Genomic DNA, 17294 nt, shown 5'->3' on the forward strand with positions numbered 1-17294 from the left:
GTACACTCGGCGCCGATGACTGGAATTCAATCGCTGTGGGAGCGCATGAGCGCCGTCAGCCCCGCGCCGGCTCCCTGGATCGTTCAGGTCACGGCGGTGGTGGCGGTGATCCTCGTCCTCGAACCGCACGCCTGGCGACTCACCCGCAACGTGGTGACCATCGTGCACGAGGGCGCGCATCTGGTGGTCGCCCTGCTGTTCGGCCGAACGCTGAAGGGGGTGCGGCTGCACTCGGACACGTCGGGTGTCGCCATCTCGTCCGGTAAACCGACCGGGCTCGGCGTGGTCCTCATGACGTTCGCCGGTTACGTGGGTCCCGCCGTTCTGGGGCTCGGCGCGGCCTGGGTGCTGGGCACCCAGCACGCGGTCGCGGTGCTGTGGATCGGTGTCGTGGCGCTCGCGGCCATGCTGATCCTCGTCCGGAACCTGTACGGGTTGTTCTCCCTCACGGTGGTGGGGGCGCTGCTGTTCGGACTCGTGTGGTTCGGGACGCAGGACCAGCAGGTGGCCGCGGCATATCTGATCACCCTGTTCATGCTCGTCGCCGCGCCGCGCCCGGTCCTCGAACTGCAGCGGCAACGCGCCCGCGGCGCAGCCCCGGAGTCGGATGCGGATCAGCTGGCGCGGCTCACCCGCGTTCCCGGCATCGTCTGGGTGGCCTTGTCCCTACTCGTGACGCTGAGCTGCCTCGCCCTGGGTGGCTGGTGGATTCTCCGTCCCGTCGGCGGCTGAGGCGCCCGCGAGGTATCCGGCCAGGATCGGCCCGATGACGGCCAGCGCTTCCGGGTCGGTCATCCGCGCGTGAGGGCGGTGGACGGTGTGGGCGATCACGTCCCCACCGATCCACGGTCGCCACGTCCCGCTCGCTGCAACAGGTTGGGATCCGTCCCCGGCAGCGCCGAAGAACACCAGGCTCCCATCGAAATGTCGCGGAACGAAGTCGGCGGCAGCGTCGACGACGTCGACGTAGTCCTCGTACAACCGGGTCAGCTGCTCCGGCCCGAGCTGCTCCGACGCCGCGCCGCGGAATTCCGTGAGCAGTTCGGGCAGTGTCGGTGCCGGGGTGTCCCGCTCCGCCGACGCGTAGCTGTCGATCATCGCGAGCACACGCACCTCCTCGCCGACCGAGCGCAACTCGACGGCCATCGCGTGCGCGATCACGCCCCCGACCGAGTACCCGAGCAGGTGGTACGGCCCCCGCGGCTGCACACGGCGAATCTCTTCCACGTATCGATGGGCCCGCTGGGCGATAGACGAAAACCGTTCGACGGGCACGGTCACGGCGGGCGACTGCACACCCCAGACGGGACGGTCGGGGCCGAGATGCGCACTCAATCCCGCATAGCACCAGGCCAACCCGATGGCCGGATGAATGCAGAACAGCGGCTCGCCACTGCCGTCCGGATGCAGCGGCAGCAGCACCCCGAGCCCGGCGGAGGTGTCGGAGGCCGCGGCGAAACTCGACGAGATTCTCGCGGCGATGCTCTCCGCGGTCGCGTCGGCGAAGAACCAGTCGAGCCGGACCTCGACCCGAGTCGTGGCGTGCAGCCGTGACGCCGCCCTGGTCGCGGACAGGGAGTTGCCGCCCAGTTCGAAGAAATTGTCGTCCAAGCCCACCAGGCCTGTGCCGAGAACGTCCGCGAACACCGCGGTGACCAGTTTCTCGGTGCGGGTCGTCGGGGGACGGAACCGCTGCGCCCGTGGCACACCCGGATCCGGAAGCGCCCGCCGATCCAGCTTGCCGTGCGGTGTCGACGGCAGCGCCGCCAGCCCCACGATCTGGTTGGGCACCATGTACCGGGGCAGCCGCTGCGCCAGTTCCGCCGACACGGCACGGGTATCCACCACCATGCCTGAACGCGGCACCACGTAGCCGACCAGCCGGGCCCCCGTGCCGGCTGATTCGTACACGGCCGCCGCGGACTGCGCGACGGCGGCATTGTGTCGCAGCGCCGTCTCGATCTCCTCCAGTTCGACGCGCTGGCCGCGGATCTTCACCTGGAGATCGCGCCGGCCGAGGTAGTCGATCGTGCCGTCGCTGCGGCGACTCACCACGTCGCCGGTCCGGTACATCCGGTGACCGGGCGGTCCCCACGGATTCGCCGGGAATCGGGAGGCCGTCACTCCCGGCTGCCCGAGATAGCCGCGCGCCAACTGGGCACCCGCCAGGTAGAGCTCACCCGGAACGCCGACGGGCACCGGATGCAGCCGCGAATCCAGCACGAGCACGCCGACGCCCCTCTGCGGTACGCCGATCGGGACGGTCGCGTCCACGGTTTCGACGACCGTACGGGTCACGGCGACCGCCGTCTCGGTCGGGCCGTACTCGTTGTACAGCACCGCGGCCGGGCACCGCGCGTGGACACTGTGTGCCGTGCCGGGCGGCAGGACCTCCCCGCCGCAGGACACCTGTCGCAGTGACGTGAGGTCCGCGTCGGGGATCGCCAGGATCTCGGCCAGCATCAGGGGAAGGAAGTATCCCGCGGTCACCCGGTGCCGTCCGATCAGCCCGGCGAGATGCCGCGGGTCGCGGTGGCCGTCCGGTCGAGCGATCACCAGCCGCGCACCGGCGATCAGCGGCCACCAGAATTCGCGGACCGAGGCGTCGAACGTGTACTGCAACTTGAGCATCACCGTGTCGTCCGCGCCGAGCGGGTCGGTGTCCTGACGCCAGTTCAGGAAGCTCACGACGGCCGCATGGGTCACGACGACACCCTTCGGGGTGCCCGTCGACCCCGACGTGTGGATCACGTACGCGGGGTTCTGCGCCCGCAGGGGCGCGATCCGGTCCAGATCGGAGATCGGTGACGGATCGATACCGGAGAGGTCCACCCGGTCGATGACGGAGAGCAGCGTCTCCGTGGGCAGGACGTCGGAGAGGTCGAACCGATCGCGCTCGGTGGTGAGGACGGCGCGTGCGGCCGACGACCGGATGACCTGGGCATTGCGCTGCGCGGGCTGATCGGGGTCGATCGGCACGTACGCCGCCCCCACCTTCGCGACGGCATACATTCCGACCAGGAGATCGACGGAGCGGCGAATCGCCAGGCCCACCATGGCCTCCGGGCCGACGCCGGCGCCGATCAGGTGCCGGGCGAGGCGATTGACCTGTTCGTCGAGTTCACGATAGGTGAGTGTTCGGTCTCCGGAGACGACGGCGATCGCGTCGGGTGCGGCGGCGACCTGCCGCTCGAACAGATCGACGAGGGTCTCACCGGAGGACGGCGCCGCGGTGGGGATGTCCGGGTCCGGATCGAGGAGGGCGAGGTCGCCGACGGCCGTACCCGGTTGTGCGACCGCCTCGCTCAACGTCCGGATGAAGCGTTCGCCGATGTCCGCGACGGTGTGGTGGTCGAACAGATCGGTGGCGTACGTGAATACGGCTGCGCGCCGGGGACGTTCCGTCCACGGGTCCGGATCGGCGGTCACGGTGAGTTGCAGGTCGAATCGGGCCGACCGGGTAGGGGGAGCCATCGCCGACACCCGGAGTCCGGGCAGGGTGAGCTGGGCGTGATCGAGGTTCTGGAACGCGAGGGCCACCTGGAACAGCGGATTGCGTGCGCGTGACCGGGCGGGATCGAGCACCTCGACCACCGTTTCGAACGGAACGGTGGAGTGCGCGAACGCGTCCAGGTCGCCTTCTCGTACGCGGCCGAGCAGCTCCGCGAAGCTTTCCGCGGGAATCACCTGGGTGCGCAGGACCAGGTTGTTGACGAACATGCCCACCAGTTCGTCGAGGGCCTGATCCCCGCGTCCCGCGACGGGAGTGCCGATCACGATGTCGGTGGATCCGCTGAGCCTCGCGAGGAGCACCGCGAACGCCGCGTGCACGACCATGAACGGGGTGACGGCAAGGGTCGTAGCGGTGTGCTCGACCGCACGGTAGAGAGCGTCGTCGAGCGCGAATTCGACTGTGCCGCCGCGGTGCGACGCGATGGCGGGATGCGGCCGGTCGGCAGGGAGGGACAGCTGTTCCGGCGCACCCGACAACGTGTCCTTCCAGTACGACAGTTGCTGCGCGGCAACGGACTGTGGATCGTCGCGGTCGCCCAGCAGTTCGTGCTGCCACAGGGTGTAGTCCGTGTACTGGACGGGCAGTTCGGCCCACCGGGGCGCCGCGCCCGAGACCCGCGCCTGGTAGGCGGTCATCAGATCGCGGACGAGTAGCGGCACCGAGAACCCGTCCGCGCTGATGTGATGGATCATGACGGCGAGCACCCACTCGTCGGGGGCGAGGGCGAACAGCCGCGCACGGATCGGCGGTTCGGCGCCCAGCGCGAAACCCTTCGACGCGAACGTCGCGACCCGCGCGCCGACGTCACCGCGGGGCACGGGTACCGGGCGGAGCGTGGGAGCGGCCCGCGACACCGGGACCAACTGCTGGTACGCGACGCCGTCGCTGTCGGGATACAGGGTGCGCAGCGGCTCGTGACGGCCCACCACGTCCGCGACGGCCGCGGTGAGGGCATCGACGTCGAGCGTCCCGGTGAGCCGCAATGCCATCGGGATGGTGTATTCGGGGGAGCCGGGGGCGAGGCGGGCGAGGAACCACAGTCGTTGCTGCGCAGGCGACAGCGGCACGCGGGCGGGGCGCGGACGCACGGTCAGGGCGACGTGCGTCGCGCCGTCGGTCTGCTCGGCGACGGTCGCCGCGAGCGCGGAAACGGTCGGCGTGTCGAACAGCGCGCGCACCGGCACCGTCGTCTCCAGCGCGGCACCTATCCGGGACGCGGCACGCGTGGCGGAGAGGGAACTGCCGCCCAGGGCGAAGAAGTTTTCGTCGCGCCCCACGAGGTCGAGTCCGAGCACCTCGGCGAACGCTGTCGCCACCACCCGTTCGGCGGGCGTGTGCGGCGCCTCGAACTCGGTGGCCGCAGGAACGGGGTCGGGTAGTGCCGAGCGGTCCAGCTTCCCGTTCACGGTGAGCGGCACTGCGTCCACCACGACCACCATCGCGGGCACCAGCGGCGTCGGCAGGCGCGTCGCCGCGAAGCGGATCAGCTGATCGGGATCGACTGTCTCGTTCCGTGCCGGGAGCACGTACGACACGAGTGCGTCGACGCCGTCCCGAAGTTCACGCACATCGGTCGCCGCGAATCGCACGGCCGGATGGGTGAGGAGGGTCGCGTCGACCTCGCCGAGTTCGATTCGGACGCCACGCAGTTCGATCTGCGAGTCGTTACGGTACAGATACTCGATCGACCCGTCGCGACGCCACCGGCCCACATCACCCGTCCGGTACATCCGCGCCCCGGAGGTGCCGAACGGGGAGGCGACGAAGCGTGCGGCGGTCAGCGCGGGCCTGCGGTGGTAGCCGCGTGCGACGCCCGGCCCGCAGATGTAGATTTCGCCGGCCACTCCCGTCGGCACCGGGTGCAGACGCGAATCCAGCAGGAGCACGGCGGCGCCGCGGACCGGACGGCCGATCGTGACCGGCTCGCCGGCCGCCATGGGATCACTGATACTCGTCATGATCGTCGTCTCGGTCGGACCGTAGCCGTTGTACACGGCGATCTGTTGCTGCGCCGCCCACACCGCAACGAGTTCCGGCGGGCAGGGTTCGCCGCCCACCACGACGACCCGCAGGTCGTGCAGGCCGCGCGGGTCGACGGTCGCCAGCACCGTAGGCGTGGTGAACACGTGGCTGACCCGCTCGCGGGCCAGCAGGTCGGTGAGTTGATCGTCGCCCCGGACCGTCGGCGGTGCGAGCACCAGGCAGGCGCCCGCACCGAGCGCGAGCAGCATCTCCAGCACCGCGCCGTCGAAGCTGGGAGACGAAGCGTGCAGCGTGCGCGACGACGCCGTCACCGAATACCGGTCCCGCTGCTCCGCAGTGAAGTCGGCGAGACCGGTGTGGGTCACCACCACTCCCTTGGGGTTTCCCGTCGAACCGGACGTGTAGATCACGTACGCCGGATGGCGCGCATCCAGCGGCCGAGCACGGTCGGCATCGGTGACCGGGGCCGAAGAGTAACCGCGACATTCGGTTCGGAAGTCCGGGTCGTCGAGCACCAGCCAGTCCGTATCGTCCGGCAGGGCCTCGCGGTCCGCGGCGGTGGTCAGCCCGAGGGCGGCGCCGGAGTCGGCCATCAGATACTCGACCCGCGCGGCGGGGTAGTGCGGGTCGACGGGCACGAACGCGGCACCGGTCTTCGCGACCGCCCACACGGAGACGACGGACAGGGCGGACCGCGGCACCCCGAGGGCCACGAGTGCCCCGGGTCCGACCCCACGCAGCAGCAGGGCGCGGGCGAGCCGATTCGACTCGGCGTCGAGTTCGCGATACGTCATCGACCGGCCGTCCGCGGTCAGCGCCGATCCTCCCGGATTCTGCCGGGCGGCGGCGGACATCAGGTCGGGCAGGGCGCGTTGCGGCAACGACGGCGGTCCGTCGTGCCGCGCCTGCTGCTCCGCGACGTCCCGCACGTCGACGTCGCCGATCACGACGGCCGGGTGGGCCAGCGCGGCCCGCAGAATGCGCTGGAACCGGTCCGCGAATCCCGCCACCGTGGCGTCGTCGAACAGATCGGTGGCGTAGGTGAAGACGCACGACAACGGTCCCGGGTCGCCCGCGTCGTCGACCGATTCGGTGACCGTCAGCTGCAGGTCGAATTTCGCGGTGTGCGTCTCGATCTCGACGATCTCGGCGGAAACCTCCGGTAGATCGATCACGACCGGCACCGTGTTGTGATAGGCGAGCGCCAGCTGGAACAGTGTATTGCGACTACGGGATCGAGCGGGCGCGACCGCCTCCACAACTTCCTCGAACGAGACGTCCGCGTGGGCGTACGCGGCGAGATCGACGTTGCGCACGCGGGTGAGTATGTCGGCGAACGTGTCGTTCAGCGCGACGTCTGTCCGTAGCACCAGTGTGTTGACGAACATCCCGACGAGGTCGTCGAGTGCGCGGGGCCCGCGTCCCGCGATAGGCGTGCCGACGACGATGTCCGAGGTATCGCCGAGCCTGGCCGCGAGGACGGCCAGCGCCGCGTGCACCACCATGAACGGAGTGGCGTCGTTCGTGCGCGCGAGAGCACGAATCCGCCGATGAATCTCGGCGTCGAGAGTGAACTCGACGCTCGCGCCGCGGTGCGTCGCGACGGGCGGGCGGGCACGGTCGAACGGCAGGGGGAGCAGTTCGGGCAACCGGGACAGGGTCTGCGTCCAATACGCGAGGCCCCGTTGTCCGTACTGCATTTCATGCTGCCAGAGGGCGTAGTCGGCGTATTTGACAGGGAGGGGCGTCCAGACCGGAAGGTCGCCCCGCGCCCGAGCGCGATACGCCGTCATCACGTCCCGGGCGAGCGGTCCCAGCGAGAACCCGTCGGCGCTGATGTGATGGACGACGAGGGTCAGTACCCACTCGTCCGCGCTGACCGCGAGAAGTTCGGTGCGAACCGGGGGTTCGGCAGTGAGGTCGAATCCCGCCGACAGCAGGTCGCGCACCCGGCCGACCGGGTCCGTCGTCTCCCGCACCGTGCACGGCGGCACCGCGGAGGCGGGAAGAACGTGCTGGCAGGGGATTCCGTCGTGCTCGGGGTAGACGGTGCGCAGGGGTTCGTGCCGTTCGATCACGTCACCCACCGCCGCACACAAGGCCGATTCGTCGAGCGTGCCGGTGAGGCGGAGCACGACGGGAATGCTGTCGGTGGCCGAGCGTCCGTCGAGACGGTTCAGGAACCACACTCGCTGCTGGGCGAGGGACAGCGGCACGTGGGCGGTCGGGGCGTGGGGGACGAGGGGCGGCCGCTCGGTGTCGTGTGTTCGTTTCGCGAGATACTCGGACAGTTCAGCGACCGTCGGGTGGTCGAACAGTTCGCGGATGTCGACGGACGTTCCCAGCGCGGCTCCGACGCGGGCGACGGCCTGCGCCGCGGTCAGCGAGTTTCCGCCCGCCGCAAAGAAGTTGTCGTTTCTTCCTACCCCGCCACTGCCGGTGACCTCCGCGAACACGAACGCGACCACGTCCTCGGTGGGGGTGGCGGGCGGATCGGATGCAGACTGCGCGGGCGCCGGTTCCGGTAGGGCGGCGCGATCCAGCTTTCCACTGGTCGTCAGCGGCAGCGCCGGGAGCGGAACGATGGCGGAGGGAATCATGTAGGCCGGGAGCAGACCGGCGAGACGGTCGGCGATCCGGCGCTCGTCCGGCGGCGCACCGTCCGCGGCCACGACATAGGCGATCAACCGGTCTCCCGCTTCCGGGTCGCGGTGCACCGTGACCGCCGCGTGTGTCACCGCCGGGTCGGACGTGAGTGCGGACTCGATCTCGCCGGGTTCGATGCGCTGGCCGCGGAGTTTGATCTGGAAGTCGCTGCGCCCGAGATACTCGAGCCGGCCCGACTCGTTCCACCGCACCACGTCGCCGGTGCGGTACATCCGGCCGCACGTTCCGCCGAAGGGGTCGGCCACGAAGCGTTCGGCGGTCAGATCGGGGCGTCCGGCATACCCGCGCGCCAAGTACCCACCGGCAAGGTACAACTCGCCCCTCGTCCCGACCGGCACCGGTCGGAGCCGGCCGTCGAGTACATACGTACGTATGTTGTGAACGGGACGGCCGATGGCGACCGCGGTGCCGAACTCGTTGCCGTCGAACAACTCCGAGGTCGCCGCCGCCGCCTCGCACGGGCCGTACCAGTTGTACAGCCTGGCGGTACTGCGTTCCCTGAATCGCGATGCCGTCGCCGCAGACAGGGGTTCACCCGCCGAGTACACGCGGCGCAGCGTCGAGAGCGCCCGCGGCCCGCACTGGTCCAGGAAGGCGTCGAGCATCGACGGAACGACATGGAGAGTCGTGATCGACTCCTGCGCGATGATGCGAGCGAGGTAGCGGGGATCGCGGTGGCCGCCGGGTTCGGCGATCACCACCCGTGCACCGGTGTGTAAGGGCCACAGCAGTTCCCACGCGGAAATGTCGAAGGTGAGCGGGGTCTTGTGCAGTACTGCATCGGAACCGTCGAGCGGAGTCAGCGTCTGCGCCCAGCGAAACTGGTTCACCATCATCTCGTGGGTCACCGTCACGCCCTTGGGTCGACCGGTGGAACCGGACGTGTAGATGACGTACGCGGCGTTCGCCGGATGCAGCGGTGCGCGTCGCTCGGAATCCGTGATCGATCGGGGGGCGTACCCGGTGAGGTCGAGCAGATCGAGATCCACGACGGCGACTCCGTCCGGGACCGTGCGATTCCGGGAATCGGACGTGAGGACCAGCGCGGGTGCGGCCGAGTCGATGACGAGTGCCGTTCGCCCGAGTGGGTGCTCGGGGTCCATCGGCAGGTAGGCGCCGCCGGCCTTCAACACCGCGTGCAGCGCGACGAGAAGCTGAATCGAGCGGGGAGCCGCGACACCGACGACGGTTTCCGGTCCGATTCCCTTCGCGACGAGATACCGGGCGAGCCGATTCACCCGTGCGTCGAACTCCGCGTACGTCAGTCGACCCGGGCCGAAGACCACCGCAACGGCCTCCGGGGAACGCGCGACCTGCGCGTCGAACAGGTCCACCAGGGTCTGCGAGGGCACCGGTGCGTCCGTCGCGTTCCAGGTGCGCAGAACCCGCTCGCGCTCCTGATCGCCGAGGAGGTCGAGCCTGCCGAGGACGACGTGCGGATCCCTGCCGATGCACTCGAGGACGCGGCCGGCCCGGGCGAGCAGGGCTTTCTCGTCGTACCGTCGCGACCGGCACTTCGCCGTCAGCCGGAGGGTCCGGGACACCGTCACCGCGAGCGTCACGGCGTAGTGCGAGGCGTCTTGTGCGCGAACACCTTCCAGCGTGAGCCCGTCCACGGGTTCCGGCAGCGCAGTGCGGTCCACGGGGTACGACTCGAACGCGACCAGCGTGTCGAACAGCGGCGCCACGCCGACCGCCTGCTGGATGTCCGCCAGACCCAGGTACTGGTGTTCGAGGAGACGGACGTGGTCGGCCTGCAGGCGGGTGAGCAGTGCGGCGGTGTCGATGTCGGGGTCCAGCGGAATCCGCACGGGCACAGTGTTGACGAACAACCCCACCGCACTCTCCACACCGGCGAGGTCCGCGGGCCTGCCGGACACGGTCGCGCCGATCACGACGTCGTCCCCGGCGGTCGCCTGCCCGAGAACAATTCCCCAGGCCGCCTGCACGACGGTGCTCATTGTGACGCCGAGTTCTGTTGCTCGCGCGGTCAGGTTCCGGGTGTCGTCCTCGCTCAGCTCCAGCACCGCCTCGGATGTGCTGGGGGTGGGCTCGGCCAGGGTGGCAGGCTCGGTGATGCCGTCGAGTGCCGCGACCCACGCCCGCGCCGACGCGGCGGCATCCCTCGCCGCCAGCCATTCCAGGAAGTCGCGGTACGGGCTCGAATCCGGCGACTCGGTGCGGACGTCGTCGCGTTGGTAGGCGGTGAAGAGTTCGCGCACCAGCAACGGCATGGACCAGCCGTCCAACACGATGTGGTGGGCGGTGATCGCCAGTTCGGCGCGGTTCGGCCCTCGCATCAGCAGGGTGAACCGAATCAGCGGTGGGGCAGACATGTCGAAGCGGGTGGTGCGGTCGTCGAGCAGGATCTCCTCGGCACCATCGTCCGTGAGGTCGACGTGCCGCCACCGCAGCGGCACGTCGTCGAGCACGAGTTGCACCGGGACACCGCGACTGTCGCGCACGAACGCGGTGCGCAGGTTCGCGTGTCCCGCGACGACGGCGACGCACGCGCGCCGGAGCCGATCCTGATCGAGGCGCCCGGACAGGGTCAGGATCACCTGCATCGCATACGGATCGACATCCGTGCCCGCGAGCGCCGCGTGGAACAGCAGGCCCGACTGCAACGGCGTCAGCGGCCACACGTCGAGCAGACCCGGACGGTCCCGCTCCCACTCGTCGATGTCGTTCCGGTCCACGGCGACGAGCGGCAGATCGGACGCGGTGAGCCCACCGGTGTGCGGAGAACGCGCCACCGCGGCGAGCGCCGTCAGCGCCTGCTCCCACAGATCGGCCAGCGCCCGCACGTCCTCGGATCCGATCGCACCCGTCGGGTAGGCGAAGGTGGCGTCGAGGACGCCGTGGGTGGTGAGCGCGGTGATGTCGATCAGCGCGGTGACCGGCATCGACGGCTCGGCCGACGAGAACAGGGTCGCGCCGTCCCGCACCGGGCGCCAATCACGTTCGGTCTCTGCGGTATCGAGACGACCCAGGTAGTTGAAGGCGATCTGGCCGACGCCGCCCCCCGGATACCGCAACAGCCCGTAGCCGACGCCCTTGTCGGGCACCGCACGCAACTGTTCCTTGACCAACTTGATCGCGGTGCTCGCGGAGCGGCCGCCCGCGAACGCCTCGTCCAGGTCGACGTCCCCGAGGTCGAGGCGGATCGGATAGATGCTGGTGAACCACCCGACGGTGCGGGAGAGGTCGGCGCCGGGGAGCACCGCCTCCTCGCGGCCGTGGCCCTCGAGCCGGATCACCGGCGCGGTGGCCGGTCGTCCCCGCCGGCGCTGCCACTGCGCGAGGGCGAGGGTGAGGGCGGTGAGCAGTGCGTCGTTGACCTCACAGCGGAAGGCGGCGGGGAGTCCGGTGAGCAACGAGTGCGTGACGGTCGCAGACACTTCCGTGTGGATCCGCTCCACGGTGGAATTCACGTCACGCCGCGCGTCGAGGGGGCGGGTGCCGAGCGGCGAATCCTCGTACGCGGTCATCTCACGCCAGAACGCCAGCTCGGACCTGCGGCCCGGCCGCTGCGCCTCCTCGATCAGGCCGTGCGACCACCGGCGCAGCGAGGTGCCGACCGGTGCGAGAGTGGGCGATACCCCCGCCTCCACCTGCGCCCACGCTGCAGCGAGATCACCGATCAGGATTCGCCACGAGACCCCGTCGATCACCAGGTGATGGGCGACGAGGAGGAGCCGCCCGGCGCGGGTGGTGTCTTCCGGTCCGGGGTCGAGCCAGACGCACTGCATCATCACGCCCGCAACCGGATTCAACCGGCGGATCGCGGACTCGTGTTCCGCCCGCGTCCGCTGCGCCGGGTCGGCGTGGGCGGACAGCGGGACCCGCAGGATCGTGCCCTCCGGCAGCGGTGTGCCTGCCGGGCTCACGGTGAGAAACGCCGTCCCGTCCGAGCGGCGCACGAGGCGCGCCCGCAGTGCATCGTGCCGATCGACGACGGCGCCGATCACACAGTCCAGCGTGTCGGAATCGATAGCGCGTGGCAGTTCCACCACCACGGCCTGGGCGTATCGGTCGATGACGCCTGCTCGGTCGAGGAGGAATCGGGCGGCCGGGGTGAGCGGCATGTCGCCGATCCCGCCGCCCGGAAGTTCCGCGAGGGTGGGTCTGTCGACGCCGTGTCCGGCCACTTGGCCGAGACGGAAGATCGTCCGCTGCTCGAACACGTCACGCGGAGTGAACGAGAATCCCGCACGCCGCGCTCGGGAGGCCAATTGGATCGCCATGATGCTGTCGCCGCCGAGCGCGAAGAACGACTCGTCCACACCGAATTCGGACGTCCCGAGGATGTCGGCGAAGAGGGCGTGGAGCGTCCGTTCGCGCTCGGTGTCGGGCGCGGTCCGGGAACGTGACCGGAGGCTGTGCTCGGGGAGAGCGGCGTGGTCGAGCTTGCCCGATGGGGTCAACGGAATGTGGGGGAGCACGACGACGGCGGCCGGCACGAGATGCGGGGGCAGTTCGGCGGTGAGGAACGACAGCAACTCCTGCTCGGTCACGGTGTCGGCGCCCACCACATACGACACGAGCTGATCGCCGGCCGTCTGCGCGCGAATCACGCTGACGGCGAATCGAACCGCCGGATGCCGGCGGAGTGTGGCGTCGATCTCGCCGGGTTCGACGCGCAGACCCCGGAGGTTCACCTGTTCGTCGCTGCGTCCGAGGTACTCGAGTTCGTGGTCGCGGGTCCAGCGGACGGTGTCGCCGGTGCGGTACATGCGGGTGCCCGGCGGCCCGTACGGATCGGCGACGAACCGTTCCGACGTCTGCCGGGTATTGCGGTGATAGCCGCGGGCCAGGGCGGTCCCCGCCACATACAGCTCGCCGACCACTCCGACGGGGACCGGACGGAGCCGGTGGTCGAGGACGACGGCCCTCGTTCCGTGGATCGGCCGGCCGATGGTGACCGGGCCGGGCTCGACGAGGGGCTCGCTGACCGTCGCCATGACGGTGGTCTCCGCCGGACCGTACGCGTCGATCATCCGGCATCGGGAGGCCCACCGAGACACCAGTTCCGGTGGACACTTCTCACCGGCGACGACGAGGGTGCGCAGACCTCCTCCGGGTTCCATCGACGCCAGGACCGACGGGGTGATCACCGCGTGTGTGACACGTTCGGTGGCTATCAGCTGCGCCAGAGGGGCACCGCCGAACACTGCGGGTGGGGCGATGACGAGAACAGCGCCGGAGCCGAAGGCCATCAGCATCTCGAAGACGGAGGCGTCGAAGCTCGGCGAGGCGACATGCAGAACCCTCGCCGCGCTGTCGAGATCGAGCCGGGTTCGCTGTGCGGAGACCAGATTGGCGATTCCGCGGTGGGTGACCACGACTCCCTTGGGAACTCCCGTCGATCCGGAGGTGTAGATGAGGTAGGCGGCGTCGTCGAGTCGTATTGCCGGCGTAGGGAAATCGTGGACACTCGAGCCGACTGTCTCATCGAGCAGTAGCCACTCGGGTTTGTCCGGCAGTGTGGTTGCGTACTCCGCGGACGTCAACCCGACTGCCGCGTGGGAGTCGTCGAGCATGTGCTGAACGCGGGGGACCGGGTAATTCGGATCCACCGGCAGGAAGGCGGCCCCCGTCTTCGCGACGGCCCAGACCGCGCAGACGTAGTCGGACGACCGAGGCAGAGCCACCGCGACGATGTCGCCGGACCCGACGCCACTCCGCGCCAGCGCCGCAGCGACCCGATCCGATCGGCCGTCGAGTTCGCGGTAGCTGATCGTCCGGCCGGCGCTGACGACGGCGGTCGCGTCCGGATGCTGTGCGGCGGAGGCGCGGAACACGTCGGCGAGCGTGACCGGGACGCTGTCGGGAGGTCCGGGGAAGGGGACCAGCGCCGCGGTTTCGTTCTCGGTGAGGACCGGGAGTCGACCGATCGGGTGGGCGGCATCGGCGTCGAGAAAGTGCCGGAAGTATCGCAGGAATCTCGTGTGGTGTCCCGCGAGCTCGTCCTGCGAATACAGTCGCGGGTTCGCCTTGAAATCGAGGTGCACACGTCCACGGGGACCGTACCGATACAGGTTCACCAGGAGGTCTTCGATCGGACCCGAGGACAGCACATGCAATTGGCTCCGCAGCGAACCGAGTTCGAACTCCTCGGGGAACAGCATGATGTTGACGGCGGGGCCGAACAGTCGCGGCCCGGACACCGTGTTCCCGAGGTCCGCGCGGATGTCCTCGTGCCGGTACCGCTGATGTCGCAGGGCGCCCGACATCACGAGTCGCGTACGGGACACCAGATCGCCGATGGTCGCCGTCCCCGCGGACGTGAAGCGCAGCGGCACCACATTGGACACCATGCCGCCGGACCGGCGCAGCGCCGCCGTCGTGCGGGCCGACACGGGCAGGCTGAGCGTGACGTCGTCCTCTCCGGTCATTCGCGCCAGATAGCCCGCGACCGCGCAGACGGTGAGCGTCGCGGGATTGACGCCGTGCGCTGCCGCGCATTTCTCGAGCTGATCGACGGCCTCGGTGCTCAACGTTCCGCTGACGTCCCGGGAACCGGCGGTCGCCGGGGCGGATCCGCGCGCGAGGGTGCTCGCGTGCGTGACACCGCGCATCGTCTCGGTCCAGTAGTCCCGGTCGGACTCCCGGCGGGCGGAGGTGCGGTAGTCGGTCTCGAGTTCCTGGATGCGCCGCAGACCGACGGGCCTGCTCGCGGGTGGCGGCAGTCCGTGCACCGCGGCGGTGTAGAGCGCGGCGATCCGGTAGAGCATCGTGACGGACCCGAAACCGTCCATCGCGATGTGGTGGGCGCGCGAATACCAGAAGTAGTGGTGGTGCCCGACGTGGAGAAGGAACGAGACGGTCAGGCGGTCACGTTGGATGTCGATCGGATCGGCGGTTTCGGTGCGCATCCACGTGTGCGCCGACGCCTCGGGGTCCGGCGTATCCCGGAAATCGAGATAGCCGACGGGAGCGTCCAGGCTCGGTTCCACCCATTGCAGCGGTTGCCCGTCGACCTCGGAGATCTGCAGGAAGAACGACTCGAACTCGGCCGCCGCCCGGACACACGCGGACGTCAGGACGCCCCGGTCGAGATCGCCGTGGATGTCGACGTACTGGGCGACCGACACCGGAACCGTGGGCTCGACGTGCTGCGCGAGCCACATCCCCGTTTGCGCGGGTGACAGGGGGAACGCGCGCGCCGACGAGTCTCCGGGACCAACCGAGGTCGGTGAACTCATCGCTGACTTCTCTCACGCATACGTCCCCGCACGACGCTGCTTGCTGGGGTGCCTCCATTCAGGAGTCTGCCCCAGTTTTCTAGGAGATTGCTTAGAAACGTCTAGATAGTGCTACTGCCGGTTGCAGTTGTGCGGTCACGCCACCTCATGCTCGCCGCCGGCAGCGACTTTCCGCAGGCCACGGTAGGCGCCCTCCGGCGTCTGCCGACCCGCGACCACCGCCTCGACCTCGGCGGCGATGGGCATGTCCACGTTGTAGTCGCGGGCCAGCTCCATCACGGTGGGGGCGGTCTTCACACCCTCGGCCACCTGCCCCAACTTGGCGACGGCCTCGTCGACCGTCATGCCGCGGGCGATGAACTCGCCCACCCGCCGGTTGCGCGAGCTCGGGGCCATGCACGTGGCGATCAGGTCTCCCACCCCGGTGAGTCCCGCGAATGTCCGCGGATTCGCGCCCATCGCCTCACCCAGCCGGGTCATCTCGGCCAACCCTCGTGCCAGGACCATCGCGCGCGTGTTGTCGCCGACGTCCAGTCCGTCGGCCATCCCCGAGGCGATGGCCACGATGTTCTTCAGCACACCGCCGAGTTCGCAGCCCAGCACGTCGGTGTTCCGGTACACGCGGAACACGGCGGACGCGAACAACGGCTGCAACGCGGTGGCCACCCGAACATCCTGGGTGGCGACGACCGACGCCGCGGCGAGTCCGTCGACGATCTCCCGCGCAATATTCGGGCCCGCGAGAAGCCCGACCGGGTGACCGGGCAGGCACTCGGCGATCACCTCGGTGGGTCGCAGTCGCGTTCCCGGCTCCAGCCCCTTCGCCAGCGACAGCACCGGCACCCACGCCCGCACCTCGTTGGCGATCTGAGCGAGGGTGCTGCGGACGGCGTGCGACGGCACCCCGACCACGAGAACGTCGGCTTCCTGGGCCGCTTCCACCAGGTCGGATGTGGAGCGTATGGAGTCGGGGAGTGGGCGGTCGCCGAGATAGCGGGAGTTGCGGTGCTCGTTGTTGATCTCGTCGGCAGTATCCGAGTTCCGCGCCCACAGCAGGGTCGGTGTGTTGTGGGCGGCGAGACCTGCCACCGTCGTTCCCCACGAGCCGGCGCCGAGCACGACGACGCGCACCGGGCGGGCCATTACCGATCACCCATCGAGTTGATGCTGTCCATGACCTCAAGCCTGGCACTTGCCGGACGTTCACGAAGCTGATTCGGCAAGTCCCTGTGGCCGCTAGCATCCATTCATGCGTGGACGAATTGCTGGACTTGCGGCGTGTGTCGGTGTGCTCGTCTCCATGGCAGCCGGTGAGGCGCACGGTGCACCCCCGCCGCTCGGCGACGCGGCGGCAGTGCGAGCCGCCCTCCAGTCGGCCGCCATGCCGATCAGCACCCGCACCGCGGAGTCGATCACGACCACCATCGGGCGCATCGCCGCGGGCACACCGCGCTACAACTACTTCCCCCGATCGGTTCATCTCGTCGAGGGCACAGCCCAGCCATTCCTGTACGACACCACCGCCGCCGACTGCCTCCCGGCCGGCTTCGGAGAGCAGAACGATTCGGTCGGTATCGCCCGCGCGGTAGCCGGCCCCGCCGTCGACGAGAACCTGCCTGTCCCTGTCATTTCGCCGGGGAAGGTCAATGTCTTCTTCAGCGGGATGAACACGGCAATGTCGTCGCCGCTGCAGGCCGACCTCGTCGAGGTCGCCTGGCTGAACCTCACCACCATGCAGTCGGGGCGAGCGCCGCTGTATCAGGAGCGGCCCGCCGATTTCATCGTCACGCTGTCCAACACCCTCGAGACAGGCAGGGGCACAATCGTGTTCGTCGTCTTCGGGAGCATCCTCGACAACACCAGCCGGGCGTTGCCGCCATGTGATTACGCCCCGGTGGTCGGCGTCGTCCAGGCGTGATCGC

4 protein-coding genes are annotated in these 17294 nt (G+C 69.4%); 2 read left to right on the forward strand and 2 right to left on the reverse strand.

Annotation, left to right across the window (positions count from 1 at the left end):
* Positions 1–15 precede the first annotated feature (15 nt).
* Positions 16–732, forward strand: coding sequence for a M50 family metallopeptidase (locus tag WKC72_RS10935; protein ID WP_112302496.1), 717 nt, complete (start codon positions 16–18; stop codon positions 730–732).
* Here WKC72_RS10935 and WKC72_RS10940 read toward each other — a convergent pair.
* Both WKC72_RS10940 and WKC72_RS10945 read right to left on the reverse strand, forming a co-directional pair.
* Positions 667–15372, reverse strand: coding sequence for an amino acid adenylation domain-containing protein (locus WKC72_RS10940; RefSeq protein WP_370182582.1), 14706 nt, complete (start codon positions 15370–15372; stop codon positions 667–669). The two genes, WKC72_RS10935 and WKC72_RS10940, sit on opposite strands and share 66 nt — an antisense overlap.
* Before the next feature lie 135 nt (positions 15373–15507).
* Entirely contained in the window at positions 15508–16515 is a 1008-nt protein-coding gene (locus WKC72_RS10945; RefSeq protein WP_037225735.1) for an NAD(P)H-dependent glycerol-3-phosphate dehydrogenase, read from the reverse strand.
* Between the two features lie 106 nt (positions 16516–16621).
* Here WKC72_RS10945 and WKC72_RS10950 point away from each other — a divergent pair, with 106 nt between their 5' ends.
* The gene (locus WKC72_RS10950) at positions 16622–17290 is read left to right on the forward strand and encodes a hypothetical protein (RefSeq protein ID WP_370182584.1); all 669 of its coding nucleotides are present in this window, start codon (positions 16622–16624) and stop codon (positions 17288–17290) included.
* The last annotated feature ends 4 nt before the right edge of the window (positions 17291–17294 follow it).

Origin of the sequence: Rhodococcus wratislaviensis, from assembly GCF_041228765.1 — a bacterium.
GTDB lineage: Bacteria > Actinomycetota > Actinomycetes > Mycobacteriales > Mycobacteriaceae > Rhodococcus_F > Rhodococcus_F wratislaviensis.

Coding starts and splice junctions, on each gene's coding strand:
- WKC72_RS10945 (WP_037225735.1), bottom strand. CDS start 16,515: ATGGCCCGCCCGGTGCGCGTCGTCGTGCTCGGCGCCGGCTCGTGGGGA.
- WKC72_RS10935 (WP_112302496.1), top strand. CDS start 16: ATGACTGGAATTCAATCGCTGTGGGAGCGCATGAGCGCCGTCAGCCCC.
- WKC72_RS10940 (WP_370182582.1), bottom strand. CDS start 15,372: ATGAGTTCACCGACCTCGGTTGGTCCCGGAGACTCGTCGGCGCGCGCG.
- WKC72_RS10950 (WP_370182584.1), top strand. CDS start 16,622: ATGCGTGGACGAATTGCTGGACTTGCGGCGTGTGTCGGTGTGCTCGTC.